The sequence below is a fragment of the Legionella feeleii genome (genome assembly GCF_001467625.1).
GTDB lineage: Bacteria > Pseudomonadota > Gammaproteobacteria > Legionellales > Legionellaceae > Tatlockia > Tatlockia feeleii.
The window spans coordinates 168,184-194,422 of record NZ_LNYB01000082.1 but is presented as its reverse complement, the minus strand read 5'-3'; the positions used below and the strand labels follow the sequence as shown (position 1 = coordinate 194,422).

Below are 26,239 nucleotides of genomic sequence, written 5' to 3'. Positions count from 1 at the left end.
TATGGTTTTAGAAATTTTGAAAATTATAGATTAAGAGTTAGAGTGCTTTGTGGATAAGTGAAGTGCCCCCGGATTTGGGGAAGACCCAAATTTGGGTATTATGATATTTCGTCCAACTGGAATTAAATTCGCGCTTCATGGTTATTTTTTTTGCCATTAGCTTAAGTGCATTCTATTTAGAGTATCAGCAGATAACAAAGGATTACGCATGTTTGAATGGTTAAAGTCAATGGTTTTTAAATCTAACCCTACATCCTCCACCAAGCCAGATTTTGTGTTACCTAAACCTCAACCAACTTCAGCCGATGTCGAGAAGGAAGATACTTGGGTTTATTTCTGGAAAACGACGGCCAGAAATGGAGTAGGGCATGCAGCTGTCCAAGTTGGGGGAAATCGGCCCAAGATGAAACCGGAAGACCCTGGGGAATATATCAGTATTCATCCTGATGTTATTCCAGCAATAGGTCCAACCATTTTTTTACCATTGCCAGCCCATCTAGCTACAACATTAGCCGAAGACATGGAAACACAAGCTGCTTCTCGTACCCAAATAATTAGTGATTTTGATTCTTCCCCCCTGCCATCGAAAAACCCGCTTGCTGTACCACCTGATCAAACGATTAGAATTAAAAATCTCGATACAAAAGCGATGCTCGCTCGTATTAATCAAACGAGAAAGGAAGTGGAGGAAGGCCAAACAACCTACCAGTTAGTGCCCAAAGTGAATTTGCTGGGATTTTTTCAGGATGCGCCTTATTTTATTACTCAGGATCCGTTAGATGTATTAATGAACAAACGATTCTTATCTGGGCATAAGAAAACAACTAATCAGCCGATGCATTGTTCAATGCTTGTAAGTGAAATATTAACTAGTGGTGGAGCGCATATTGAGCCATCGAAAATGCCTTGGGGAATAACACCCAATAACCTGGCTGAGCAGATAAACAACGGGCCTAAATTCTAAACCTTTATTAATTGGAGAGGCATGAGATTGTTACATGCCTCTTTTATTTGGTAATTGATTTTTCGCCAATCATTATTTTAGCTTAAATCGTTGGATAAACTCTTCTTTATCTATTTTCTGGAATCCTTGTTTTTCTAGACTAGGAGTAAAGAGAGTAGGTATCAGTGGGTTACTGAAAGGAATCCCTGCCTCAGCGACAACATAACTTACGGAGCTTGCGCAATTATCTGGACCGAACGTTGCAGGGGTACTGTGGCTCTCGTTATCATAAACATGAACTCCGCAGTGATCTTCAACTGGATGGAATCCATGTATTCTCTTATGCTTTTCGGCTGTTGCGTAAGCATTTTTCTGGGCATTAAAAAAGTTGGTCATAAGAGTAGCGAATGGATTTAACGAACCAAAAACAGAGTAAGCCCGCTTTCCTGCGCTTACCTCTTTTGAAAATTTTTTTTGGGCTGTTTTGGCTCGTTGATATTGTTCACTGTCGATTTCCTTAACTAAAACATGTTCTGCTTCTCTTAAGTCTTCTCGATGGTCAGAAGCTAGTCGACCTGGTACTGGTACCGAGCCCAAGCTAAGCCCATTAATTAATGAGCCAATTAAACCAGGAAAAAAACTGGTATGCTTAATTTTGCTCTGTTCCGGTGTTTCTTTTACCGAGCTAATTGATACGTGTCCTGGGCCATCGGTAGTATCTTTTACAAAAGCAAATAAATGATATTTAGTGTTTACTGGAATACTTTTTGTTGATCTGTCAATTTTACTGTATGACATCTTTAAAACCTCTTACATCTTGGCACTGCAAATTTTTCAAAACAAAAAAAGAGTGTAGTTAGAATATAACCATAAAGAATATAAATTTTACATTATTAATCCTTAGGTAAACCTTAAGAGGAGAAAACTGTCGAGGGAAATGTCATCCAGTGGGGATAAAATTAGGTATTGCTGCCATGTAGAATAAATTTTGGATTATATTTTTTGATGAATATACTAATTAGAGGAGAACTTTTTATGTAAAGTATTAAATAATAATACCACTCCTTTTGCTAAATGGGACTTCAGGGAAAAAGATTCTATTTTGAATTTACGAGTTATATCCTTTAATTAGAATATTTAATTGGAGTACAAGATGCGCTTAACCCAAATAAGAGGTTTTTACCCTTATATCATGGTGGTATTTTTCAATACTTTTGTTGATCTGGGGCACAAAATTTTGATTCAAGATACCCTCTATCAAACCTCAAGTGGAACTATCTATACCATTCTATCCGCAATTATCAATGCCCTTATCCTGTTGCCTTATATTCTATTATTTACCCCATCAGGATTTCTTGCGGATAAATTTCCTAAAGCGTTGGTGTTAAGAATAACTGCGGCAGTGGCTATTCCACTGACCTTAGTGATTACCTGGTGTTATTACCAAGGTTATTTTTGGGGTGCTTTCTTACTAACCTTATTACTTGCTATTCAAAGTGCCCTCAATTCACCAGCTAAGTACGGCTATATTAAAGAGATTTTTGGGAAGGAACATCTATCGCAGGCTAACGCAATTGTTCAAACGCTGACTATTATTGCTATTCTAGGGGCCACTTTTATTTTTACCTATCTTTTTAGCGTTGCTATTGATGCTGCGGAATTACAGCACAGCAGTGATAAAGCGTTGCTGCTACAAGCCATCGCCCCGGCCGGTTTTTTGTTAGTAATCTTTTCAATTTTTGAAACGCTAATGACTTTCCTGTTGTTACAAAAACAAGCGGCAGATCCGCAGTCACATTATGAGTTAAGCAATTACTTCCGTGGCCATTATTTAAAAACCTATCTGCAAAAGGCCAGTAAAAAGCAGGTCATATTTACCTGTATTGTCGGCTTATCCTTATTCTGGGCTATTAATCAAGTCCTTTTGGCCAGTTATGGTGCGTTTTTAAAAGAGCATCTGAGCAATATCAGTGTGATGTTTGCCCAAGGTTCATTAGCTATAGGAGGTATAGGGATATTATTAGGTGCCTTGTATGCGGGTAAAGTATCAAAGGGTTTCGTAGAAACGGGTTTGCTCCCGGTTGCCACGGTGGGAATAACCGCAGGGCTTTTTATTCTGCCCTCGCTTTCCAGCCAAGTGGCAATTGTAGTGCTTTTTTTGGTTTACGGTTTTTTTGGCGGCATGCTCATTGTACCGCTTAATGCGCTAATCCAGTTTAATGCACCTCGCAAGGAGTTGGGTAAAATATTATCTGCGAACAATTTTATGCAAAATTGTTTCATGATTGGATTTCTGGGGTTCACTGTCCTATTTAGCTTCTTGGGTATAGATAGTCTGATTTTATTGTATGGGCTTTTTGTGATTGCCTTGGCCGGGGCAATCTATACCATAATAGCGTTACCTCAATCCCTGGTCCGTTATTTATTGTATTTCGTTGCTTCCAAATTTTATCGCCTGAGCGTTTACCAACTGGATAACCTGCCTTCAGCAGGTGGTGTATTATTGCTTGGTAATCATGTTAGTTTTATCGACTGGGCCATTTTACAGATCGCTTGTCCACGGCCAATTCGTTTTGTTATGGAGCGTTCTATCTATGAAACCTGGTATCTGAATTGGTTACTCAAAAAATTTAAAATCATTCCTATTGCTCGAGGCGCCAGCCAGGATTCGTTACAGGAAATTAATGCCGCTTTACATGCAGGCGAGGTTGTAGCACTGTTCCCTGAGGGGCGTCTGAGCCGGAATGGACAACTAGGTGCTTTCCGAACTGGTTTTGAGCGGGCAGTGGTGGGTGCGAATGCAGTCATCATACCTTTTTATATCCATGGTTTGTGGGGAGCAAAAGCCTCCTATGCCTCGTCCTATTACCAACGGTTAATTCAAGCAAATAATCGTCGGGTAACAGTTATCTATGGCTCGGCAATGGATATTGGCTCCAAGGCACAAGTCGTGCAACAAAAGGTGCGCGAGCTTTCTATTAAAGCCTGGAAATTATCAACGAACGAATTAAATAGCATTCAATCGGAGTGGTTGTATAAAGCAAAAAAAATAGGGCATTTACCAGCGCTTATTGAGGAAAATGGTAGAAAAATAACGAACAGTAAATTATTAGGGTTAGTATTATTCTTCAGCCGGAAAATTAAACCACTCATCAAAAAGCAACAAACGATAGGTCTTCTTCTACCCGCCAGTCTGGGAGGAGTGATCGCCAACCTTAGTTTGTTCTGTTTGGGGAAAACAGTAGTCAATTTAAATTATACGACGGGTGAATCCATACTTCAGTCGGCCACTCAGCAAGCTGCAATTAAAACAATGATTACTTCCCGGCAGTTTATAGAAAAAATAAAAGCACGTGGTATCGAACTCAATGGGTTGATGTCTGCAATAAGCTTTATTTATCTGGAGGATTTGAAAGGGGAGCAAAGCAAATTTTGGATTGTCGCTTATTTCATGTTGGCTAAACTCTTTCCTATCTGGTTGTTGAGTTTGCTTTTTATCAAAAAAGCGGATGTTAACAGTACGGCAGTGATTTTATTTAGTAGTGGTAGTGAAGGTCAGCCAAAAGGTATTGAGCTTACCCATCGCAATCTCTTAAGCAACATTAATCAGGTGGCGAGTGTTTTTGGTATTGAAGAAAAAGATATTATTCTCAATTCGTTGCCGCTATTCCATGCATTTGGTCTCACGGTAACAACGTTAATGCCTTTATTAAAAGGGATTCCGATGGTTTGTTATCCGGATCCTACCAATTCCCTGGCGATTGCCAAACTCATTTTTCGCCACAAAGTGACCTTCTTGTGTGGTACCTCTACTTTCTTGGGTTTGTATGCACGTAACAATGCTATACATCCCATGATGCTATCAAGTTTGCGTATGGTAGTTGCTGGCGCTGAGAAATTGTCACCGGCCATTTACCAGGAATTTAAACGCAAATTCAATTTGGATATTTATGAAGGTTATGGGGCAACGGAAGTGGCTCCAGTCGCTAGCTGTAATTTGCCTGACGTTTTATCAGCAAGTGATTGGCATGTACACACAGCAAATAAACCGGGGACAGTGGGTTTACCTTTACCCGGTTGTGCTTTCAGGGTTGTAGATCCTGAAACCCTTCAGGATCTACCAGTCGGAGAAGAAGGCCTCGTCCTGATTGGCGGGACTCAAATCATGCAAGGCTATCTTAACATGCCAGAAAAAACACGCGCCGTATTGATCGAGGATGGTGATTTTACCTGGTATAAAACAGGTGATAAGGGTCGCCTGGATCATGATGGTTATCTGACTATTGTTGATAGGTATTCCAGGTTTGCCAAAATTGGTGGGGAAATGGTGAGTTTAGGTCAAGTAGAGGAGCGTTGGCAGCAAGCATTGAATGACAAGGATACTGCGATCATGGCACTTGCAATCCCTGATAGCAAAAAAGGGGAGCAATTGGCGCTTGTTTATGCTGCGAATCTATCTGTTGATGAAATCATGCAAACGCTGATGAAAACTGATTTACCAAAGTTAATGTTGCCTAAAACAATCAAAAAGGTGGAGGAGTTACCAAGATTAGGCAATGGTAAATTGGATTATCAATCAGCGAAACAACTTGTACTTGCTACTTCAGACTCTCTTTAGATCATTGAAAATATGAGGAACCCATGGACGCATGGCAATAACCAATGCTGTTCCATGGCGTTTATCAATAGCAATATCGATGGTTTCACGGCAAGTTTGTAAAAATTGATCAGCGGTTTTGTGCAATGCTTGTTGAAATTTCAAATTGTCTTGTTCACTGAGCATACCGTTGCGCACTAAAAACAATTGCTCCGGTTTTTCAAAGCGACAGTTGAAAAAGTCAGTTTGTATGTTTTCCTGAAAGAAGCGCTGAATGGGGCCATCGGCAATCCAATAGAAGTCAGCATGAATTAAGCGCCTGAACCGATTACCAGGTTGCAGCTCTATAATTTTCATTTGATCAAGACGGGCTACTTTTCTAATCAGCTCATGTTCTGAAAAATTATAGAAATTCAAGATGTCATTGAATTCCCAGTAATTAAGAACACAAATGGCGACTAGTAACAATTTTTTGTCACTGATCAATTCTTTTTCCTGTTTCTCGGTTAAATGCAGGATTGGTTTATTTCTTTTATGTACGAGTTCAAAGGCTTCAGATAAGGTTAGATTAATGCATTCACAAATAGCTTCCAGTCTGGACAAATCAATATTTTGTTGACTAAACAACCGTTTAACACTGGCTTCTGATAAAGCCAGTTTTTTAGCAAGCTCTTTATAGGTTAACCCTTGTAGTTTAAGCTGCTGCTTAATGATTACAAAAAGATCATGGATTTGTGACATAAGTTGCTGTTTCTCATTTATCTAAAATAATTAACTATAACTGGCCTGAGTAATGGAGGGAACAGGATTGAGTGATCACAGCAATTCTCTTTAATTAAGATCCGTTGCGTTGGTCGGCGCTATTTTTTCGTTCCCTATCGTTATAAAGTAATTTTGCTGCTAAAAGTTTTCTTTTTAAAAAGAGAGTATTAAAATGGGCCAGGATTTAATCCTGGGAGAAAGATTCTGACTACTTTTTTTAAAAATACTCAAATTGCAGCCAATGCACTTTATGGGGATTTTAAGTTTAAGCCTTATTATAACTTTCTCTTTCATCTAGAAGCGTTCACCACGTTTCTTTGCCACATAGCCAGATGTTTATATGATTTAGCCTGCACCGCCTTACGCGTGGCAATCACTCCTTTCTATGTTTTGAATCCGCTGGCCTGGATCTGGCTGCCAGTACATGCTATGGAGCTGGCTGATGATATTACAGGCGCATTAATTAGTGCTGTAACCGTGGTTATTCATCCCGCCGTTTTTGTCATTCGTACATTGTCTTCAATGATTTTTGGTTATGAGGAAGATAGTGACTGCGATTGGGGAGTTGAGGCAGAAGAACAAGATTTGGAGCTTGCGATGACCATTGTGGGCTTTTCTTAGTAGTTTTACTGTTAAGCCAATCTGCCTATTTCCTCGCTTTGTTGGTGAAGCCTTTTCCCGCTTTCGCGGGAAGACGTTGTTCTTTCTGTACAGACGGGAACCCAGTGGTTTCGCGCTGCAAGGCTAGCCCATTCTGACGATTTGATAATAAAATTTTACTGCACTGTTCTTATGATGTTGGTTGTAATCAGATAATTCCAGAACAGGTGAGCTAGAGACGGTGTTATTAATATACTTAAAGCGATATAACTCCCTGGAAATTAAAAGCAAAAGCCTTCCCTTCGTTTCTTCGGCACTGCCCCAATATTGATACATCAAACTATTTAATCCAAAAACATGGGAACCAATCACCTGATAGGATGAATCAATTTGCCGATGTTCCAGTAATTTTTTCTGGTAAAAGTTAAACTCGCTGCCAATATTATAAACATCGAGCGGCACGATGATGGGAGTGTCATGATTTTTACTTTCTACTGTATCGGCAAGCCGATGCAGTTGCCAGGTGAAATCATCCCAATGAATTAATTTAGGAAACAAATAGTGGTTAAGTGTTTGTGGTTTGCCTGAAAAAATACAATACAGTATTCCGCTGTAACAAACCAATAATACAGCGCAGGTTGTTATCCAACTTTTACGGGTAGATAAACCAATTATTTTTTGGTCGTGGGCGATCAGGATCGCAAACCAGGGAATCGTTGCCAGCAGACTGGGGCCAATCCAATTAACCTTGAGTACATGAAATAGACTAAACAATAAAAAAAATAACAGGGGTACGGTTGTATACACTTGAAGAAAGCGCTTTGTTTTAGCTGTTATCAGGTTTTTAGCCTGCTCCTTGGTATATAAAAGCCATCCTCCAAAAAGACCTGCAGGAGTTAAAAATACCAGCAATACTCCAATGAATATATGTAAGGAAAAGGTGTAATGCTCTTGCAGTCGTCGCGTGCTTTGAAATTGGAAGGAGGCCCACTGATGGGTAGCATTCCAATAAATAACAGGGAAAAACAGGAGCACACTTATTAATGCACAAAGGTAAGGTTCTTTACGAAAGAACCACTTGCGCGAATCAGGCTCTAAAATTAAATAGGTAACGGTTGCAAGCCCAAGCAAAACGATGGTGTATTTGGAAAGCAGCCCCAGGCCAATCCATAGTCCTGCCAAATACCACTTTTTGGATTGCTCTAGAACCAAAGCCTGGTAGAGATAATAAAGTGTTGCTGACCAGCTAAGAATAAGAGGGATATCTGGAGTAATGATATGCGAATGAATAAAGAAAAAAGGAAGGACTGATAATAGCGCAATAGCATAAATACCAGCTCCTCTTTTTATTGAGTTGGTGAGCTTAAAACTGAAATACCCTGTCAAAATCCAACAAGGGATTGTAGCAAAACGCACTCCCCATTCATTGTTTCCTAACAGGGTTATACCTAACTTAATTAAAAGGGCAACCATTGGCGGGTGATCGAGAAAACTGAAATCAAGATGATTCGCATAATTCCAATAATACGCTTCTTCTACTAATAAATTGGCCGATAGCATGAAGAAGAGGTGCAACAGAAGAAAAAGAACAATAACAATTAAAAATGACACTCTATAGCTAGTTTGATTCATTATAAATTTTTAACCTAATATCCATAACAGGTTGTCTTTCAAGCAGTCAAGTTAACCCTATTAACAGCTCAAATAGACTGATCACGTCGTTGAAATAATTTGAATTCACCTATTTAATACTAAATTTCAGTGAATAGCTTTAAAAAACTAAAAAAATAATAAAAAATTTTTTTATTCAGGGAATTACATTATCAGAGAACGCTAACAAAGGGGTTGTTGGTGAATAAAATGAGTAAATAAATCTAATAATCTTGCGGGTTGATCAATAGGTGCCAGATGTCCGGCACCACGAATTTTGACCTGGGTTAGCCCGGCGGCTGTTTTAACATAGCCGGCAACTTGACCATCAGTATGCCATACACACGTAGATGCTTGGGCAAAGGGTTTTTTACCAGACCAATTCAATGCTGCAAGCCATAAATCAGTACTCATGAAATTAGAGTCTTTTCCATCTTCAAGGCCGTTGTATATCAACACAGGAATACCAGCAGTCAGTATACGGGTATAAAGATTGGCAACCGAGTCCTGTTCACCAATTTCAAGAATATCTGCAGCGATTTTGCTGAAGGTTTTGTATTTTTTCACTCGGGGATCACTATGTAAGGCTTTACGTACAGCAGGGCGATTTAGATAGTGGATCATCGCCGTATCATCTGGCTCGGTACCCGTTGCTATATTTGCCAAATTAATATTGCCGCTTGTTTTTTTTATAAAATCTTGAATTTTTTCGCAGACTTGATTTGCACGCCGACTTGAAGGGGTTGTTTTATCAATTTCTTTTATACACTCCTGATAAAGCTCTTTGACTTTAGTCTGTGCCTGTTTATCAATGAGTCCGTGTGTATAGGCAAAATCAATATTAGCGGCTTGTTGCAAACGGGGATTCACCCAACCATCACCGATCAAAAGTCCTTTTAATTGGATTTTTTGATCATGGGTATTGCCGTCTAAAATCCGGATTGTCAGTTGTGGCAAGTATTTCCCGGCATAGGATTCACCAGCAAGGTAGAAAGGTTGTGCCGCAAATTGGGGATAGCGTTGAAAAAATAGTTTTAAAGCATGATAAAGCTGATCCATGGCTTCCGCTTCATTGGCATAACTGGAATGATTGCCATAAGAAAACCCGACACCAGCAGGTTGATCAATCACCAAATAATCTGCCTGTTTTGTCCATGAGTATCGTCTTTTTGAAAGATGGCCATTTTTCTGGACTACATAAGGACCATTTTCCATAAAAAAGCCATATAAACTTGCAGCGCCAGGGCCGCCGTTCAGCCATAAGACAATAGGGGTTTTTGCAGAATGGGTAGGACTCGCAACAAACCAATAAAATAAATTACCCGTTTTGTTCTGGCAGTGGTGGCTGACACAATCGGGACCTGAAAGGGGGAGATAGCCCGCTAATTGCAGTTCGTTAATTGTACCAAGGCCCGGCAGAGAGCGAACCCTTTCTGCGGAGTTTACTGGAGGGCTTGATTGTGAACTAACAATGCAGGAGGTATAAAAAATGAATGAAAACAACAAGAGCCTGATTTTCATGGCATTATTATACCAATATAACTCAAACAGGGTTAAGACTTTTGCGAAAGCATGTCGAAGTTTTTAGCTACCAAAGACATTCATTGGATTTGAAGGCTGTAAGCATGCATTCAAAATCTCTTGCATCGAATTCAATGCTTTTTCTTTAGCTTCTGATGGACACTTGGATTGAACGCCTTGCAGAGTTTGTTCGAGCTGAGCGACAGGAACAGCTACGGTCTCATGCATCTCTGTTTGTGTGATTTTACGAGGCAAACGAGGACCGCCAAAGAAGCTGTTGCTTAATAGCTGCGACATTTTAGGCGTACTTGGTGCTCCCATATCGATCACTTTAGTTAATTTAGATTACTTATACTTTATCAAGGTTTTCTTAAATAAACCTTAAGGAAAGCTTAAGATAAGTAAATTTTTTTCATTTTAAATGAGCGCAAATTAATCAATGAGTTTATTTTTAGAGGGATTATGCGCGATTATTTTCCATTTCCGTGCTTTTTTAAAAAAATTGCTTAATCAATAAATTTGATGAGAGATGAATTTAAGTAACACTATGACCGGGTATCGATCAAAAAATGAAACGTAAGAAGAAAGCAAGATTGCTCCGCTTACTTCCTACTCTGCTGTCGCTTTTACGCCTTTCTTTTTCATCTGCCGCTTCTCTTGCCAGGTTTGTAGCAGTACATAAAACACTGGCACAAAGACCACCGCAAGGCAGGTGGACGCTAACATGCCGCTGCATACGGCCACGCCAATCGAGCGCCGTGCATTGGCACCGGCACCGGTGGCAAAGACCAAAGGCAACACCCCCATGATGAAGGCGAAAGAGGTCATTAAAATAGGGCGAAAACGTGTTTTTGCTCCTAATACCGCAGCTTCCATAATGGGTTTGCGGTGAATTTGTCGTTGCTCATGTGCGACTTCAACAATCAAAATCGCATTCTTGGTTGCTAAGGCAATTAACAACAACAAACCTATCTGCGTATACATGTTGTTATCGAGCCCCAAGCTGGATAAAGCGATTACTGTTCCTATCAGGGTTAAAGGGACGCTAAGAATAATCGAGGCTGGTACAAGCCAGTTTTCGTATTGTCCAGCTAAAATCATATACACCAAAATCAAGGACATGATAAAAATAAGATAACTTACATTGCCCGCTACTTTTTCCTGGTAAGCAGTGGATGTCCACTCAAAAGAGAGGCCCCCGGGCAAAATTTTATGCGCCAATTGCTCCAGGGTTTGAATGGCTTGTCCCGAACTATAACCTGCTGCTGCAATGCCATTAATGCTGCTTGATGGATAGAGATTATAAAGGGAAATCAGTGCTGGCCCGATAGTTGGATTGATATCTGTTAATGTGCCAAGAGGAACCATGCCACCATACTGATTTTTTACATAATAATTGCGCACATCTTCTATACTTGTCCGTGAAGAAGCGTCTGCTTGTACATAGACCTGAAATACCTGGCCAAATTTGGTAAAAAGATTTACATAAGAGGAGCCGAGATAAGTTTGTAAGGTATCAAATGCGGAACCCACAGAGACACCTAAGGACTCTGCCTTGGAACGATTGATTGGCGCGGAAACTTGCGGTACAGCAGCACGAAAAGAAGTCATCACTTTTTGTAATTCGGGCAGAGCATTCCCTTGCTTCACCATCTGATCAGTAACTTTCTGTAGTTTGAGGTAATCAAAACTGCCATCTTGCATTTCTACCTGCATTTGGAAACCGCCTGATAGGCCCAAGCCTTGAATCGGGGGCGGTACAACGACTAATACTTTGGCATTTAATGTTTGTGCGGCAATTTTGCTAAACCTGGCATAAAGCGATTTTAAATCCTCTCCTTTTCCACGGACACTCCAATCTTTGAATATAATATACACGACACCCGCATTAGCCAGGTTGGCGTTATTATCGAGAAGAGAAATACCATCAATGCTAATGACGTTCGCAACACCAGGAACTGTGGAAACTTTTTTACTTAATTCATCCAGAACCGTTTCCGTGCGCCCGAGGGTTGCACCATCGGGTAAGAGGACGTTTAAAATTAGATACCCCTGATCTTCTATGGGAATAAAACCTGTCGGAATAAGGCTGATGCCACCAATAGCAATAGCAACTAACAGAACACCGATGAGGCAAACCTTATTCGTGTGATGTACAAGGCGATCCATGAATCGTATATAAGAGGCTTCGATAGGGTTATAAAAGCGATCGAAGGTACGAAAGAAAATATTTTTGGGTTTATCTGGATCAATCGGTTTCAGCCATAAGGCACATTGGGTCGGTTTCAATGTCATGGCGTTGATCGCACTAATGAAGGCCGTTGCAGCGATGACTAAAGCAAATTGAGCATACATCGCACCGGTTAAACCCGGCATAAATCCGGCGGGTACGAAAACGGCCATGAGTACCAGGGTAATACCAAGAATTGGTCCAAATAACTCACGCATTGCTTCAATTGCAGCCTCTTTGGGTGGCATGCCTCTTTCAATATGTTGTGTAACCCCTTCAACAATAACAATTGCGTCGTCTACCACAATACCAATAGCCAAGACCAGGGCAAACAAGGTTAATAAATTGATGCTATAACCTAATAAGAACATGGCAAAGAAAGTACCAATAATAGTTACTGGTACAGTGGTGGCTGGTACTAGCGTAGCACGGAAATTTTGTAAGAAAACCACAATGACCAGTAAGACTAAAATGCCTGCTTCAAAGAGAGTCTTATAAACTTCGTTCACCGAGGCTTTTACGAACATGGTTGTATCAAAAGGAATAGAATATTCCATTCCTGGCGGGAATTTTTTTGCCATTTTGGCAACGGTCTTACGTACTTCTTCGGCTACTTCCAAAGCGTTAGCTCCGGGAAGTTGGAATATTCCTATCGCTGCGGTTGGTTTGCCATTGAGTTTGGCAAGCTGACTATAACTGGAAGAACCAAGCTCGACTCGGCCCACATCCCGAATACGTACAATTTGTGCGGCACTACTCGCATCAGCTCTTTCATTGGGATCCGTACCTGAACTTTTGATGATGATGTTGGCAAACTCCTCTGGATCGGCAAGTTGGCCAGGGACATTAACAGTAAATTGATAAGGTTGTTGGCCTACTACAGGGGGAGCTGCGATTTGACCTGCAGAAACTTCCTTGTTTTGATTGCTGATCGCATTGAGAACGTCGCGTGGGTTCAAGGAAAAAGCGAACATTTTTTGTGGGTCCAGCCAGATTCGCATGGCATAGGCGCCTGAACCAAAGATAATGACGTTACCTACTCCAGGCAAACGAGACAGTTCATCCTGCATGTTAATCGTGGCATAACTGTCCAGGAATAAACCATCGTATTCGCCATTTTTGGATGTTAACGTAACAAATTGCAGGATAGCAGTAGATTTTTGCTGAACGACGACGCCTTGTTGTTGCACTGATTCGGGCAATTGTGCCATTGCTGCCTGGACGCGATTTTGTACCAGTACTTGAGCGAAATTGAGATCAGTACCGATAGCAAAGGTAACAATCAAAGTATAGTTACCACTATTGGTTGACGTGGATTGCATATAAAGCATATTTTCCACGCCATTGACTTGCTGCTCGATAGGAAGTGCTACGGTATTAATTAACGTCTTGGCATCGGCACCAGGATAATTGGTTGTTACTTGAATCGTTGGCGGTACTATCGCAGGGTATTGTGACACTGGTAAAACAACAATGGCAATCAAGCCAAGAAAAACCAGCAGTAAGGCAATAACATTTGCAAGTACAGGCCGTTCAATAAAAAATTTAGAAATCATTTCTGTTTCTTCTCACTTTGAAGATCCATTTTTAGACAGGAGGTATTTTCTAAAGCGTGCAAGTTAAATGGCTAATCGGTTTTTTAACCGCACTTACTTTTTCTCTTCCTCGTTTGCAAAACATTTATTTTCCTACTGATACTTGAGTCGACGAGTTTGTTTGCATTTTAGGGTTGACCAGGTTACCCGGCGTTGCATTCTGCAATCCGTCAACGATAATCTTATCCTCGGCATCAATCCCTTTAGTAATTGCTCGTTTGCCTTGTTCCAAACTACCTAATACCACGCGCCTTGATTCCACATAATTGTCTTTATTGACTAGTAGCAAATAGGGGCCGATTTGATCATATTGGATGGCGGTGTCAGGTACTGTTAAACGCGGGGTTTTTTTGGTCAATGGAATACGGACTTGTACAAATAAACCAGGCAATAAGGGATAATTTTTATTGGGTAAAAGGGCTCTAAACTGCATGGTTCCTGTTGAGGAATTCAGTCCTGTATTGACGAAATCAAGTTTCCCTTCATGAGGAAAGCCTGCTTCATTTTGCATTCTTACATAAACTGGAATTTGATTGATCTCGGAGGGTTTAAAACCACGGGCTCTTGCAGCGTCACGCAGTCTAATTAAATCCAGTTCATTGAGATTGAAATAAACATAAAGAGGATCAACCTGTTCGATGGTTGCCAGTTCAGTTGCCTTGCCATTACCGACCAGATTTCCGACATCGACCAGATGGCGACCAATTCTGCCGTCAAAGGGAGCAAGCACATGGGTATAACTGTAATTGATGGCTGCGACTTTAGCGTTAGCCTCTGCTTTGGCAACTTCTGCCTTGGATGATTCAGCCTGAGCTGCCCATTTTTCCACATTCTTTAACGAAGTGGCATTTTCTTTATACATTTGCTTTTGGCGTGCGGCCTCAATCTTGGTATATTCATAAGCGGCCTTTCGTGATATCACGGAGGACTCTGCTTCCACAAGTTTTTCATAGTAAGGCTGAGGCTCTATAACAAACAATTCCTGATCCTTTTTAACAAAGGTTCCATCAGTAAATTTTATTGCATCGAGGTAACCTTCAATTCGGGCAACCAAATTCACAGAGTTGAAAGCAACGGTATTACCTGTTTGGGTAATATATTCAGCCATCTCGATTGATTCCGGTTTTTTAACGATAACTACCGGAGTAGGCAATGGTTGTGTATTGCTGGTTTTATGGTGAGTTATCAGATAAATGAGGAGAAGGATAACGAAGGTGATGGCTGCTATTTTCACTCGGTTAATTTTTTTTTCTGAAGTCATATTCATCACCAGTTTGGTAAATAAAGTTGCTTTATTTGTTGTTCTTCAGTGAGCGGCGGCAGATGATTTTGTTTCTTTAACAAATTGCCCCAGTTGGTGCGTGCAGCCATATCTGCCTTGATATGTTTACGAACAATATCATTCCCACAACGGATTTGCCAGCCACCACCCAGAGCACGATAAAGTGCCACCAGGGATTGGGCAATATCACCCTGTGACTGTGTCAATGATTTTTGTACCCGCAGCAGTTGTCGTTCAGCATCCAGTAACGTGGTGTAATCCGTTTCACCTTCTTTATATCGAGTCATCGCCAATCTTGTGGTGACAGTGGCGGCGCTATTTGCTTTAACAAGATAGGCTTCGGATTTTTTTGTTTCCACATAACGAGTAATATTATCTTGGACTTCTTTCTGTGCTTGTAATACGAGATTGAGGTATTTTAACAAGGCTTGTTGGAAGGCTGCATCTTGCACCCGTACCTGGTTAGTAATTTGGCCATAATTCAGGATAGGCCACAGGAATGAAGGTCCCGCCGAAATATTGCGGCTTGACCAATTGAAAATATCACTGAGTGAACGATTGCCAATGGTATTAGAAGCAAAATAAAACGTTCCAGATAGTGAAAAGGCCGGATAGAGATTAGCTGCAGTGGCTCCTATCGCTTCAGATTGCGCGATGGCTTCCATGCGTGCTTGATAAACATCGGGGCGCTGTGCCAACGCCTCCCTGGGAATACCTACTGATACCATGGACGGTGCTTTGGGAATACCCTGATTCTTTTTGAGTAAATCATCTACACAGTTCGGTGTAGTACCAAGTAATACAGCCATTTTGTCTTTCTGTGTTTGCAGTTCACTGACTAGTGTAGGCAGTGTGGCCTGCGTTTCGGCAAGCTCTGTTTGTGCTTGTTCGACATCGAGCAAACTCGTTTGGCCTCCTTTATAACGAGACCGCGCGACCTTGAGACTCGCCGTCTGTAACTGAATATTGGCTTGAGTGACTCGTATTAATTTCTCATCGGTACGGATGCTGACATAGGTGCTTGCAATATCTGCAGTGAGGGTCACTAAAGCATCATCATAGGCAGCGACCGACGATAAGAACGTTGCATCATTGGAGCGAATAGCCCGGCGATATTTTCCCCAAAAGTCAATTTCCCAGCTCGCAGTAAAGCCGAGGGCAGCTGTTTCAAATTTGTTGGGTAAAATGTCTTGCAGTGAGCTACCGCCAATACGATTATAAGTAATATTACCCCCCATATTTTGCTGTTGGGGATAAAGCTCTCCTACTGCCTGGGCCAGTTGCGCTCTGGCTTGCAAAACCCGAACCCCTGCAACTTGTAATGATAAGTTATTGAAATAACCTTGCTGGATTAATGAAGTTAAGGTTGGGTCGTTAAATGCTTGCCACCAATTTGCATTCCGAATGGGGGCTGCTCTCACCCCGGGACCATTTTTCAACCAATGCGGTGCAATATTTTTTTTCGGCTCTTTATAGTTGGGGCCGACCATACAGGAACTTAGAACTAGACAACTTATTGCTATAAGAATCTTTAACATGTGGGCTACTATTTCCCTATATTACTAAAGTCTGTTGGCGTTTCTAGTCCCTTGGTGTTTATGCGTTCGGTGCTTCGCTGGTCACATACTAGTGGGTATGCTCCGCTACGATGCTCGAAAATCAATGCACAAACACGCAAGCTAGCGAAACGCTAATAGACCCTATTCCGGCCATGAAACAGGAGATGAAACAACTAAGCGGCAAAATAATTTTAAGCCCTGTTCTGAGCTAATATTATCTGTGATAGTACAAATGAACAAGTGCTATTGTGTCTTTCTTTGCAGGAAATATTCATTAAGACATCAGGTTAACTCTTCTAAGTTATTTTCCCTAGCGAGCATACTCTTTCATGTACTCAAGAATGTATCTTGGTAAATGAAGGGCGTTCTCTTCCTTATCATTATAAGGCGGTAATGAATGCGCCATATTCTCTGTGCAATAGGCATGATGTAGGGGAAAATTTTCATAGAGTAGCTGCACTTTGCCGGCTGCTTCTTTGCCATCAATTTCGGCGATAAATTCAAAAGCCAGGTCAATCCCGCTTGAGACACCGGCTGCAAGCCATATGTTCCCATTTTTTACCATTCTTTCTTCCGTGACATGTACATTTGAAAGCAGTCTTGCCTCTGGCATGGCTCGCCAATAAGTTGTTACTAACTTATCATGGAGCAGCCCTGCTTTATGAAGCAGGAACATACCAGTACAAATAGAAAGGATATATTGAGCATTTTGGGCTTGTTTTTGAATAAATGATATTAATTTGGCATTGTTTACTTCGTTAATTCTGCCTTTTCCGCCGGGAATAATTAGATAGTCTAATTGGGGGGCGCGTTCAAAATCACAATGGGTCTTTATTAGAATGTCATTGACACACTGTACATAACCCCCATCTTGAGAGATCAAATACAGGTTAATCGGCTCTGCAATGGTTTTCCAGAGAGAAAATACTTCCCAGGGAGCAATGAAATCAATCGGTTGACAATTTTCGTATACAAGTACTCCCAATGTTTTAGCCATCGTTTACTCCTTTAATAAAATGGACGTGTTTGGCGACATGACCATGACTATTCCAGGCACTGCTTTGTACATAATGCATTAAATTGCGCTATTAAGCCAGAGAGGTCAATCAAGAGATGAGAAACAGCGATTGATAAAGGGGGGGCAAAATTTAATAATAAAAATTAGTTGGGCTAATTAGGTGTTCTTTCTGGTAGCTTTCGAGTATTTCTATTTCTCCGATAGGAAGGATAAACTATTTCTTTATAGCTCTGATTCCAGCACTGAGTCTATTTTTAATGACGTCGCTTCTTATGCTGATTTTATTGATTATTTTAATCAGTATAGGGCTCATCGAAAGAGACGGTTTATTATTGCTGGTAGATTAATTTATTGCTTCCATTGATTTGGTTTCTAGTTTTTATTTATAAAAAAATACTATTGTTTTTTTATAATTTTATTTAAATTAATAAATAGAAAAAAAACACATATTGCTTATCTATAATGTAATTAGATATTGTTATGTGGATAGTCTGTATGTTTCACCCAAAAAATGAGGATAAAATAGCAAAGATACTTAAGGATTCTGATGCTGGTTTTAAGGTTGCCTCAGATACTAATGGTAATTTCCTAAAGTCCAGGTTATTTTCCACACAAACAGATGCTGCTTCCGTGTTGGTTAATATTCGCTCTAAAATAGATCTCAGCTATATCGCTATAGAAGTAGAACCAGGTGGGCGCGGTTGGTACATAGTTTATAATGCAAATCCAGCGGTTCTTAACCAATTTCCGCATGAAGGAATTGAAAACAATAATCTTCCAGAGCCTTAAATAGCGAGCTTTATCAATCATAGCGTTCTATGAAATTTTTAAATAGCTCAAAAGCTAATTCGGGCTGATCTAATAAAACCATATGGCCTGACTCTTTCACAAACACTAATTCCAGAGGATAGTCGACAGCTTTATAGACTAATCCCCGATTGTCTTTAGCTTGTATACGTATATCGTATTTATTAAGCCACATAGGGTGGGATAAATAAGGAACCATCAGATCTTCCATGCCATTAAAAATCAATATCGGTAATTGAAAGTCTTTTAATAATTTTACAATAAGAGGGGCTGACGAAATGGGAATAGAATTCATTAGATGATGGCGGACAATATGATTATCTTTACCGCATTCTACCCACGACCCTTTGGCTTTTACTGGCTTGTAATTTTCATCATTTAAAAAGTGGTTTAAATTATCTCGAATATAAGGGTATTTAATAATGCGGATATCATAGGTATTAACAACAGGAATTTGGTGTTTTTTAGTCAATATTTCTTTTAATCTGCCGAGGGTAAAATAAGCTGTTTTTTTAGCTAAATGCAAGCTTGGTTTTTCTCCTTTATCTCGTAGCTCATAGAATTGTTGCCATTTAGCGTGAGCTTTGGCTAAGAGCTCTTTTGCTTTTTGTTCATCAATTAGTGAATTATTTTTAGCAAATTCGACTTGAGTAATATTGATTGAATGAGGATCAATAAAGCCATTACCCATACCAATCCCTTTCAGGTTGAAATCAGTTGAGCGTTTGATTTCATAAGCAATATTTGGAATATCTTTACCGGCATAAGATTCACCAAAAATAAAGAATGCATTTTTTTTCAATTCTGGATGACGAGTAAAAAATTCCTGCAAAGCCTGTACTACATTCTGGCGCATTTCTTTGGGTGAGCTGGTATACCGTGATGGCAAAGAAAAGCCTGTTCCTACCGGATTATCCAGATAAAGCATATGGGAGACTTTTGTCCAGGCATAAGGGTTTTCTTTAAAATGGTAAGCTGCCGGTTTAGTGACCGTTTCCAGGTTTTGTAGAAGATAGGGGCCATTTTCTATAAATAGCCCAACCATCGACGAGCATCCCGGTCCGCCATTTAGCCAGAGTGTCAGTGGGGCATCAGGGTGATCAGCTTTAACAAACCAATACCACAATTGACCATGCTCTACGGGCAAATAGCCATGCTCACTCCTTGCCAGTAGCATAGTCATGTATTGTTGGGAAGATTTATGTGCCAGTGCCAAGTGATTTTGTAGAAACAAGGCAATGAAAAGATAAATTACCACAGGAAAATAATTCATAATTAATCTGCGAAATTTATTTTTAATATAGATTATACGTTAAAATTACCTCTTGTCTTGTAAGGTAGATTTTTATTCTGGTTGCTTACCAGTATTGTCTTTATGGTTAATAAAAGACCGAATAAAAATATTGGTCTTTAACACAGATTTATATTCTCTTTCTCTCAATTCTCCTGTCTATCAAAAAAAACTCTTTTTACCCGAGATTCGTTAAACTTAAAGACTATTTTCTATTAATCAAGGTGCGATTTTTTTATTCATTCTTAATGTTCAGATAATGTTCATATGATACTTTTGTGCAACATTTTAGTTGTGGAAATGGTGGTATGCCTAGATCTGATATCGTTGTAAAGCGTAAATCAATTGAAGACGTTAGTTTGCATGAAATACCTTTATTTGCGGGTAGTCAAACCGTCGAATGGCAAAAAGATGGACACACAAATCAATTAAATCGATTGGTGGTTGCAATTAACCGTGGGGCTGATGGCAAGGGTAAAATAAAATATAACACCATTGATGAGATTATTTATAACATCCAGGAAATATGGACCAGAGCACAGCTACCATTCCCTAATGAATCTGTTGATTCTGAAAGTTTTTTTTCAAAGTATTGGCCTCTACTTAAAGAAGCAATCGCTAAACATGCGAAAGTTCATGATTTATCTTACCAATCTTCCGCTCTTGATGAAGAGGTGTCTGATGGATGGGTTAAATTACAAATTTTTAAACGCCAACTCAATGAGGCCTCGTTGACAATAGAAACACCAGACGAATTGGATCTGGTAGCGAAGAAACCAGAGGATGATCTGGAGCGTGTTGTCGATTCATTCGATACATTGGAGCAATCTTATGTAATTAATGAGCGAAAGCAACAGCTTACTCGTGGTGCTATCAATAAACATATTGATGAATCGGGTGCTCTTGTCCCGCCAAGTATTTTTGTTGGGAGATTATTTGTTGGTTGTGGTTATGCTGGTATGACTTTAATGACCACCGATCCCTCAATACCGAAGAGTGCTGTAAAGGCCTTTAAGCAATTGCAACATTATGTTTCAACGGAGTGCTCTGGTCCTTTATGTCTGGAAACCCTGGTTATTTCCGAGCAAGAAGTAGGACATTGGACCAGTGCTGATCATCGAGCCGAACAAGAACATCCCTTGTTGGAAATACCGGGTAATGCAACTGCCAATGATTTTATTCCCAAGAGCCAAAGTTTGGGACGTACCCTAAGAACCAACACCAGGCATCTTTTCTATGCCAATACAGTTAACATGGCTCTCAAAGATACACCGCCACCTTTTTACGGTGTGTCTGTGCAGGCACTTGAAAGAAGAGAAAAGCATCTGGATGACTGGCATGTCGAGGCTACTGTCTATCATTACCGACTGAAGGTCTCCATTCCCCATGGTAACAAGACGCTTACTGCTTATATTTATGCCCAGTTCATGAATTTCTCACTGGGTATGGGTATAGGACAAAATACCTCCTTTGAGAATGCCCTGCAGTATGAATTCGTAAGACAAAGTAGAGAGATCAGCATCTCTTCGGGTATGGGAAAAAGTTTATATCAACAATATTCGACTTATGATTCAAAAAGAGGTTTTACACCTATTCTTCATGGAAATGAGTACGATCTCAGTTCCAGAGAAAGGCAATGCAGTAGTGATGTGAAAACAAGGCGAGTCGTTGTAATCGGTGGTGCAGGTGGTGCGGCTACAGCTTACAGGATTGCTGTGCTTGGTACAGACCTTCATGGTTATAGATTACTGAATGAAAATGGCGAATTAGTAAAAGATGGCAAGGGACTTCGCCAAAATCCTAATGTAAAAATTTTCGCGCGCGGCAAAGTGACTTATAATAACCTTGCAGTCCAGGCAACTGAATCTTTTGAACATGCCAAAGCAAAGAAAAATCTGTTTGAAAACTTTCTCTTAGTGGGAATTAAGAAAGCCGGGAATGGCGAAATAGTGTTGCGTTTCCATAAACGTGAAGGAGCGCGGGAAATAGAAAAGATAACCGCTCTTCATTTTAAGAAAATGATGCAAGATCCAGGAAGGCACAGTAGGCGCGTTATTCCTGAGATTGTAGAAGATAATGGCAAATTTTTTATTTTAAATCTCCACGAAGAAGTTTGTGATCAATTGATTTCTGGTATGGGGCAGGATGCCAGCAAGATTCGAGGCCTGATCTTATCTGAAGTCAGAGAGAGTGAATTAAGAACAGTAAGGGGACGTGATGGACATATTGTTGCCTTGACAACAGTGTCTGGAGAAATTCGTCTTAATGGTGCTATGGCAGGAAATGTTACGCGCCAATTTACTGAAGATTTAGCGGTAAGTTTGAAAAAATCCAGTCTTCCCAGAAATGGCAACGATCAGAACATTATGCCTTGTGTGCTTGGCAAGCTCTTTTCTTTCTTTTCTGCACGCCAAGAAGAACCTAAACTGCGTCGAGTCAGCATTAATGTCAATACTTGCTTTCTGCAAAGAGGGGATTTACGTGATGATAAGACCGAGTTTCAAGAATTTTTAGAGCATGCTGGATTAGCTTCTTCAGAGATAACAAAATTTGTTGAGTTTCTATTGAAAGAACGAACTACTGATCTCTCTGGAGCAGGTGTATCTTTTGAAAAATTAACAAGTTACTTGAAACTGGCTAAAATTGATAACCGCGTTCAGATTATATCTTCCTGTACATTGATTGCGACTAAGGATTTAGGTCCAGTTGACTTGAAACGGTCTAGAATAGATGAGCCGGTTCAGATTGTATCGTCCGGTACTTCGAGTGCGACGGAGAATTTAACGTCAGTTTCCCAAATATAGCCTCCAGATGCTGCTTTATATTGATATAAACTGGTAAAATATGTATCATTAGACTCCAGCAATTGTTTGGAGTCTCTAATGGCTAGCACTTCTAAAGACACGGCTTTTAATGAGGGGTTCACCCCCCCGACTTTCACCAAATTAAAAGACGCAGTAACCAGTGGCAATCATCAGCTTGTTGCCGATTTTTTATCTCGCGAAGGCTGTGAAACCTCTGATCCTTTGGAAGACACAGGCTATGAAGATGACGACGGCTATAATACGACTGTTTCCCATAGTTTGTTGTATGACGCAATTTCTTTTCCTGCCGTTCTTAAAGTACTTTTACAGGATGCGCGCTTCAATCCCAATGAGAAAGAGTATGATGCTTTTTATCGATGTTTAAATTTTGGATTGGTGGAAAGTTTAAAATGTTTTATCGAAGATAGTCGGTTCGTTATCCCTGCTGGTACGCTGAGAAAAGCAGCTGAACTCGGTGGTTATGAGCTCATCGATTATTTATTGACTGTCCCGGCTATTGTTAATAATGCTTCATTTCATCCAGAAATACATGAGGCTTTGCAGATTTCTGCTCAAGGTAAAAACAAAGAAATAGTTAAAAGATTTTTGGAGTGTTATCACCAGCGTGCAATCCCAATCCCTGAGCTTTTAAAACAGCAGGCACTGGTCCAGCAAGTCATTGTCAGCTCTAATCAAAATTATGATTTGGTTCCGGAAGAGGTAAGCGAAACGCTAAATCCAAGTGATATACCGCAACATGTGGCAAGAGAAATTACCTATGCCTCTGACAATCGCCATAGCTGGTTTCCAAGTGTTGGAAATGTCGAAGGAGCGAGCGAGAACAAAGATGTACCAGAGGGAAAAAACGTTATGTTTCGTTTTTGAACTTCCAAACCAAGTCAGACTGTTAGCGCCTGTTTTATATAAAATAGGCCATCTAATTCTTATAAAATTGAATGGCCATATCAGTACAAGCAATCCACTAGTATTAATAACTGCTTAGGACAGGCTCCCATGTTATCTCTCAAACGAGGTCTAAGGTGAGGAGTTATCTCTATTTCCATTTGCTCGTAATTTGCTCGTAAAATGAACATCATGTTTTTTCAAAAGTTTGACAGCTTAAAAATCGTCTACTATTAACTAATAATTACCTGAAAAAATACCCAGCCAAGGAATGGCAATGGTTTGTTAGCAAATACAAGGAGGTTGTATGTATTTAGGTAAATTAGGTTTTTTTAAGGAAAAGCAAGCGATTGAAAAACAGAATCTCAAGAATCACCTGGAACAAGTAACAACCAATCTAAAAAATAGTAATCTCAAAAGATTGCTACTTGCTCGTTTACAGCAAGAATTATATTTGCTGACTCTTTATGCTGCGCCCAAAATTAAGATGGCAGCTAAGAAGAAACGGTTATTATGTAAATTAAAATATTCGATGAAAAAGCGTAGAGCAAAAAAACGCGCCATTTTAAGTCATCGTCACACCATCAATTCAATGAAAAAAATTCCAGTTTCTTCTGCGGTCAGTTCCGGCCGATTGAAAATCAGTGGGGATACTGTCAACACAGATCCAGGAATTGTACTTTGGTATGCACTAAGAAGCGGTTTATCTCCTGTTGAAAAACCTGTCAACAGGAATTCGCTGCGTTAATGCCGCCTGATCAGGAAATATTTTTATACAATTAAGACGTGCGATATCTTCTATGCCTTGGTTTCCGCTTGTGAGGGACAGCGCGTTAACTAATCACGGAGTAAAACAAATTGTTTGTTTTACTCACATGGGTTACTCAATTTCTAAGCTGTTGTCAGATAATCTTTGCCAAATTGTTCGAGATAATCATGATAATTACCCAAATAGTTTTGTACGCCATATTGCTCTGTTAATACCAAGACGCGAGTTGAAATACGATCAATAAAATAGCGATTATGGCTAACAAAGAGCACTGCACCTGGGAAGGCTTGTATTGCTTCGCTCAGTGCATCGATGGACTCCAGATCCAAATGGTTTGTTGGTTCATCGAAGATAAGCACATTATTTTTTTCTAAAATCAGCTTGGCTAAAATCAAGCGTGCGGATTCCCCACCACTCAACATCGCAATCTTTTTATCGACATCTGAACCGCGAAATAATACTTGCCCTAGCACTTTCCTGATTTCTTGCTCGGGGGCAGCAATATGACTTTCCATCCATTGCAATATGGTTTGTTCTGTTGCCAATTGGTTGTGATAATCTTGAGCAAAATAACCTATTTTGGCTGTTTCATTCCATTCAAAATGGCCTTGATCGGATTTAAGTTCATTCAACAAAATTTTTAATAAGGTTGATTTACCGATCCCATTCGGGCCGATAATGGCGCATTTATCGCCTCTTGATATATTGAAGGATACTTTTTTTAATAATACTTTTTCGTCAAATTTTTTATGAAGGTCTTCTACAACCAGTACTATCTTGCCGGATGGATTTTTTTGTTGAAAATTAAAGTAAGGTTTAAAAATGTTGGAGTCTTTTATCTCCACCAACTCAATACGATCAATCATTTTTTGGCGTGAAGCGGCTTGGCTGGCTTTGCTTGCCTTTGCTCCAAAACGATCAACAAAGCCTTGTAGTGCTTCAATTTTCTTTTCCTGGTTCTTTAATTCACTTTGTTTGAGAATGAGTCGTTCTTCTTTGGTTAAACAAAATTTGTCGTAATTTCCCGGGTAATCGAGGATAGTATCATAGTCAATATCAAGAATATTTGTAGATACATTGTTGAGAAAGCCTCTATCATGCGAAATAAAAATCAATAGGCCTTTGAAATTGGTTTTTAAGAATTGTTCTAACCAGGCAATCGATAAAATGTCCAAATGGTTTGTGGGCTCATCCAGCAACATAATGTCCGGCTTTTGATAAAGAACCTGAGCCAACAAAACACGTAATTTGTAACCACCTGATAAGGCACTCAAAGGACCGTAATGAAATTTTTCAGCAATACCCAGGCCCAGTAATAAATTTCTCGCCGTAGATTCTGCTTCATATCCTCCCTGATGCATAACAATTTCTTCTAATTCACTGAGGCGATAACCGTCTTGTTCAGTGAAATCTTCTTGCGAATAGAGTTTATCTTTCTCTTCGAGGGCTTCCCATAGAACAGAGTTTCCACGAATCACCACATCGATAAGGCGGTCATTTTCATAACGGAAATGATCTTGTTTCAGAATTCCAATGTTAAGATTTTTCGCTTTTTCGACAGTGCCCTGTGTCGAGGTTTCCTCGCCGGCTAAAATCTTTAAAAAAGTGGATTTACCTGTTCCATTGGCACCAACAACTCCGTAGCGTTGTGAAGGCAACAAGATTAAATCCACTTCTTGGAATAAAGATTTTTTGCCAAAATCCATACTTATATTTCGTACATCTAACATAACATTGCCTCTAAACGGTAATTGGGTGAGAATTTACGCAAAACGCCGATCTCTTCATTAGCATTTAATCATCGTTCATTGAGTTAGACTAAACTCCATGATTAGAATCAAATTTTGTTTCAACTTTAAACGGTTACGTAAGTCCTGTTATTTTGTCTTTTTATTGATCAATAAATTA

Annotated in this window: 18 protein-coding genes; 7 read left to right on the top strand and 11 right to left on the bottom strand. The window is 39.9% G+C overall.

Annotated features, from left to right (window positions below; all coding sequences use genetic code 11):
• The first annotated feature begins 208 nt into the window (after positions 1–208).
• Positions 209–964: a hypothetical protein gene (locus Lfee_RS12095; protein WP_058447164.1), complete on the top strand. Its 756-nt coding sequence runs from the start codon at positions 209–211 to the stop codon at positions 962–964.
• 72 nt (positions 965–1,036) lie between these two features.
• Here Lfee_RS12095 and Lfee_RS12090 read toward each other — a convergent pair whose 3' ends face one another.
• Complete coding sequence (locus Lfee_RS12090; protein WP_058447162.1) at positions 1,037–1,741, bottom strand: hypothetical protein; 705 nt, start codon at positions 1,739–1,741, stop codon at positions 1,037–1,039.
• 355 nt (positions 1,742–2,096) lie between these two features.
• On the opposite strand from Lfee_RS12090, the gene Lfee_RS12085 reads away from it, so the two are divergent.
• Positions 2,097–5,561, top strand: a complete 3,465-nt coding sequence (locus Lfee_RS12085; protein ID WP_058447160.1) for an acyl-[ACP]--phospholipid O-acyltransferase — start codon at positions 2,097–2,099, stop codon at positions 5,559–5,561.
• Here the strand turns inward: Lfee_RS12085 and Lfee_RS12080 are convergent.
• Positions 5,547–6,281, bottom strand: coding sequence for a helix-turn-helix domain-containing protein (locus tag Lfee_RS12080; RefSeq protein WP_058447158.1), 735 nt, complete (start codon positions 6,279–6,281; stop codon positions 5,547–5,549). The two genes, Lfee_RS12085 and Lfee_RS12080, sit on opposite strands and share 15 nt — an antisense overlap.
• Positions 6,282–6,668: 387 nt before the next feature.
• Here Lfee_RS12080 and Lfee_RS17695 point away from each other — a divergent pair, with 387 nt between their 5' ends.
• Positions 6,669–6,923: a hypothetical protein gene (locus Lfee_RS17695; RefSeq protein ID WP_238584930.1), complete on the top strand. Its 255-nt coding sequence runs from the start codon at positions 6,669–6,671 to the stop codon at positions 6,921–6,923.
• Positions 6,924–7,046: 123 nt separating this feature from the next.
• On the opposite strand, the gene Lfee_RS12070 is transcribed toward Lfee_RS17695, so the two are convergent.
• The 7 genes from Lfee_RS12070 to Lfee_RS12040 form a co-directional block, all read right to left on the bottom strand.
• Complete coding sequence (locus tag Lfee_RS12070) at positions 7,047–8,534, bottom strand: glycosyltransferase family 39 protein (protein ID WP_058447154.1); 1,488 nt, start codon at positions 8,532–8,534, stop codon at positions 7,047–7,049.
• A 201-nt stretch (positions 8,535–8,735) separates the two neighbouring features.
• Positions 8,736–10,073 (bottom strand): S10 family peptidase, encoded by a 1,338-nt coding sequence (locus Lfee_RS12065; protein WP_058447152.1) that lies wholly within the window; start codon positions 10,071–10,073, stop codon positions 8,736–8,738.
• A gap of 63 nt (positions 10,074–10,136) precedes the next feature.
• A complete protein-coding gene (locus Lfee_RS12060) occupies positions 10,137–10,394 on the bottom strand; it encodes a hypothetical protein (RefSeq protein WP_058447150.1) in 258 nt (85 codons plus the stop codon).
• 288 nt (positions 10,395–10,682) lie between these two features.
• Positions 10,683–13,859, bottom strand: a complete 3,177-nt coding sequence (locus Lfee_RS12055) for an efflux RND transporter permease subunit (protein ID WP_058447148.1) — start codon at positions 13,857–13,859, stop codon at positions 10,683–10,685.
• A 124-nt stretch (positions 13,860–13,983) separates the two neighbouring features.
• Positions 13,984–15,159, bottom strand: a complete 1,176-nt coding sequence (locus tag Lfee_RS12050; RefSeq protein ID WP_058447146.1) for an efflux RND transporter periplasmic adaptor subunit — start codon at positions 15,157–15,159, stop codon at positions 13,984–13,986.
• Between the two features lie 5 nt (positions 15,160–15,164).
• Positions 15,165–16,718 (bottom strand): efflux transporter outer membrane subunit, encoded by a 1,554-nt coding sequence (locus tag Lfee_RS12045; RefSeq protein WP_058447144.1) that lies wholly within the window; start codon positions 16,716–16,718, stop codon positions 15,165–15,167.
• 331 nt (positions 16,719–17,049) lie between these two features.
• Entirely contained in the window at positions 17,050–17,736 is a 687-nt protein-coding gene (locus Lfee_RS12040; protein ID WP_058447142.1) for a DJ-1/PfpI family protein, read from the bottom strand.
• Positions 17,737–18,252: 516 nt separating this feature from the next.
• Here Lfee_RS12040 and Lfee_RS12035 point away from each other — a divergent pair.
• Complete coding sequence (locus tag Lfee_RS12035; RefSeq protein ID WP_058447140.1) at positions 18,253–18,546, top strand: hypothetical protein; 294 nt, start codon at positions 18,253–18,255, stop codon at positions 18,544–18,546.
• Positions 18,547–18,559: 13 nt separating this feature from the next.
• Here Lfee_RS12035 and Lfee_RS12030 read toward each other — a convergent pair whose 3' ends face one another.
• Complete coding sequence (locus tag Lfee_RS12030; protein WP_058447138.1) at positions 18,560–19,837, bottom strand: S10 family serine carboxypeptidase-like protein; 1,278 nt, start codon at positions 19,835–19,837, stop codon at positions 18,560–18,562.
• A 326-nt stretch (positions 19,838–20,163) separates the two neighbouring features.
• On the opposite strand from Lfee_RS12030, the gene Lfee_RS12025 reads away from it, so the two are divergent.
• The 3 genes from Lfee_RS12025 to Lfee_RS12015 all read left to right on the top strand — a co-directional run bounded on the left by Lfee_RS12025 (position 20,164) and on the right by Lfee_RS12015 (position 24,310).
• A complete protein-coding gene (locus Lfee_RS12025; RefSeq protein ID WP_058447136.1) occupies positions 20,164–22,659 on the top strand; it encodes a hypothetical protein in 2,496 nt (831 codons plus the stop codon).
• A gap of 78 nt (positions 22,660–22,737) precedes the next feature.
• Complete coding sequence (locus Lfee_RS12020) at positions 22,738–23,544, top strand: hypothetical protein (protein ID WP_058447134.1); 807 nt, start codon at positions 22,738–22,740, stop codon at positions 23,542–23,544.
• Positions 23,545–23,869: 325 nt separating this feature from the next.
• Positions 23,870–24,310 carry a hypothetical protein gene (locus Lfee_RS12015; RefSeq protein ID WP_058447132.1) on the top strand — a complete coding sequence of 147 codons (441 nt, stop codon included), beginning with the start codon at positions 23,870–23,872 and terminating at the stop codon, positions 24,308–24,310.
• A gap of 143 nt (positions 24,311–24,453) precedes the next feature.
• Here Lfee_RS12015 and Lfee_RS12010 read toward each other — a convergent pair whose 3' ends face one another.
• Positions 24,454–26,061, bottom strand: coding sequence for an ABC-F family ATP-binding cassette domain-containing protein (locus Lfee_RS12010; protein ID WP_058447130.1), 1,608 nt, complete (start codon positions 26,059–26,061; stop codon positions 24,454–24,456).
• Positions 26,062–26,239 lie beyond the last annotated feature (178 nt).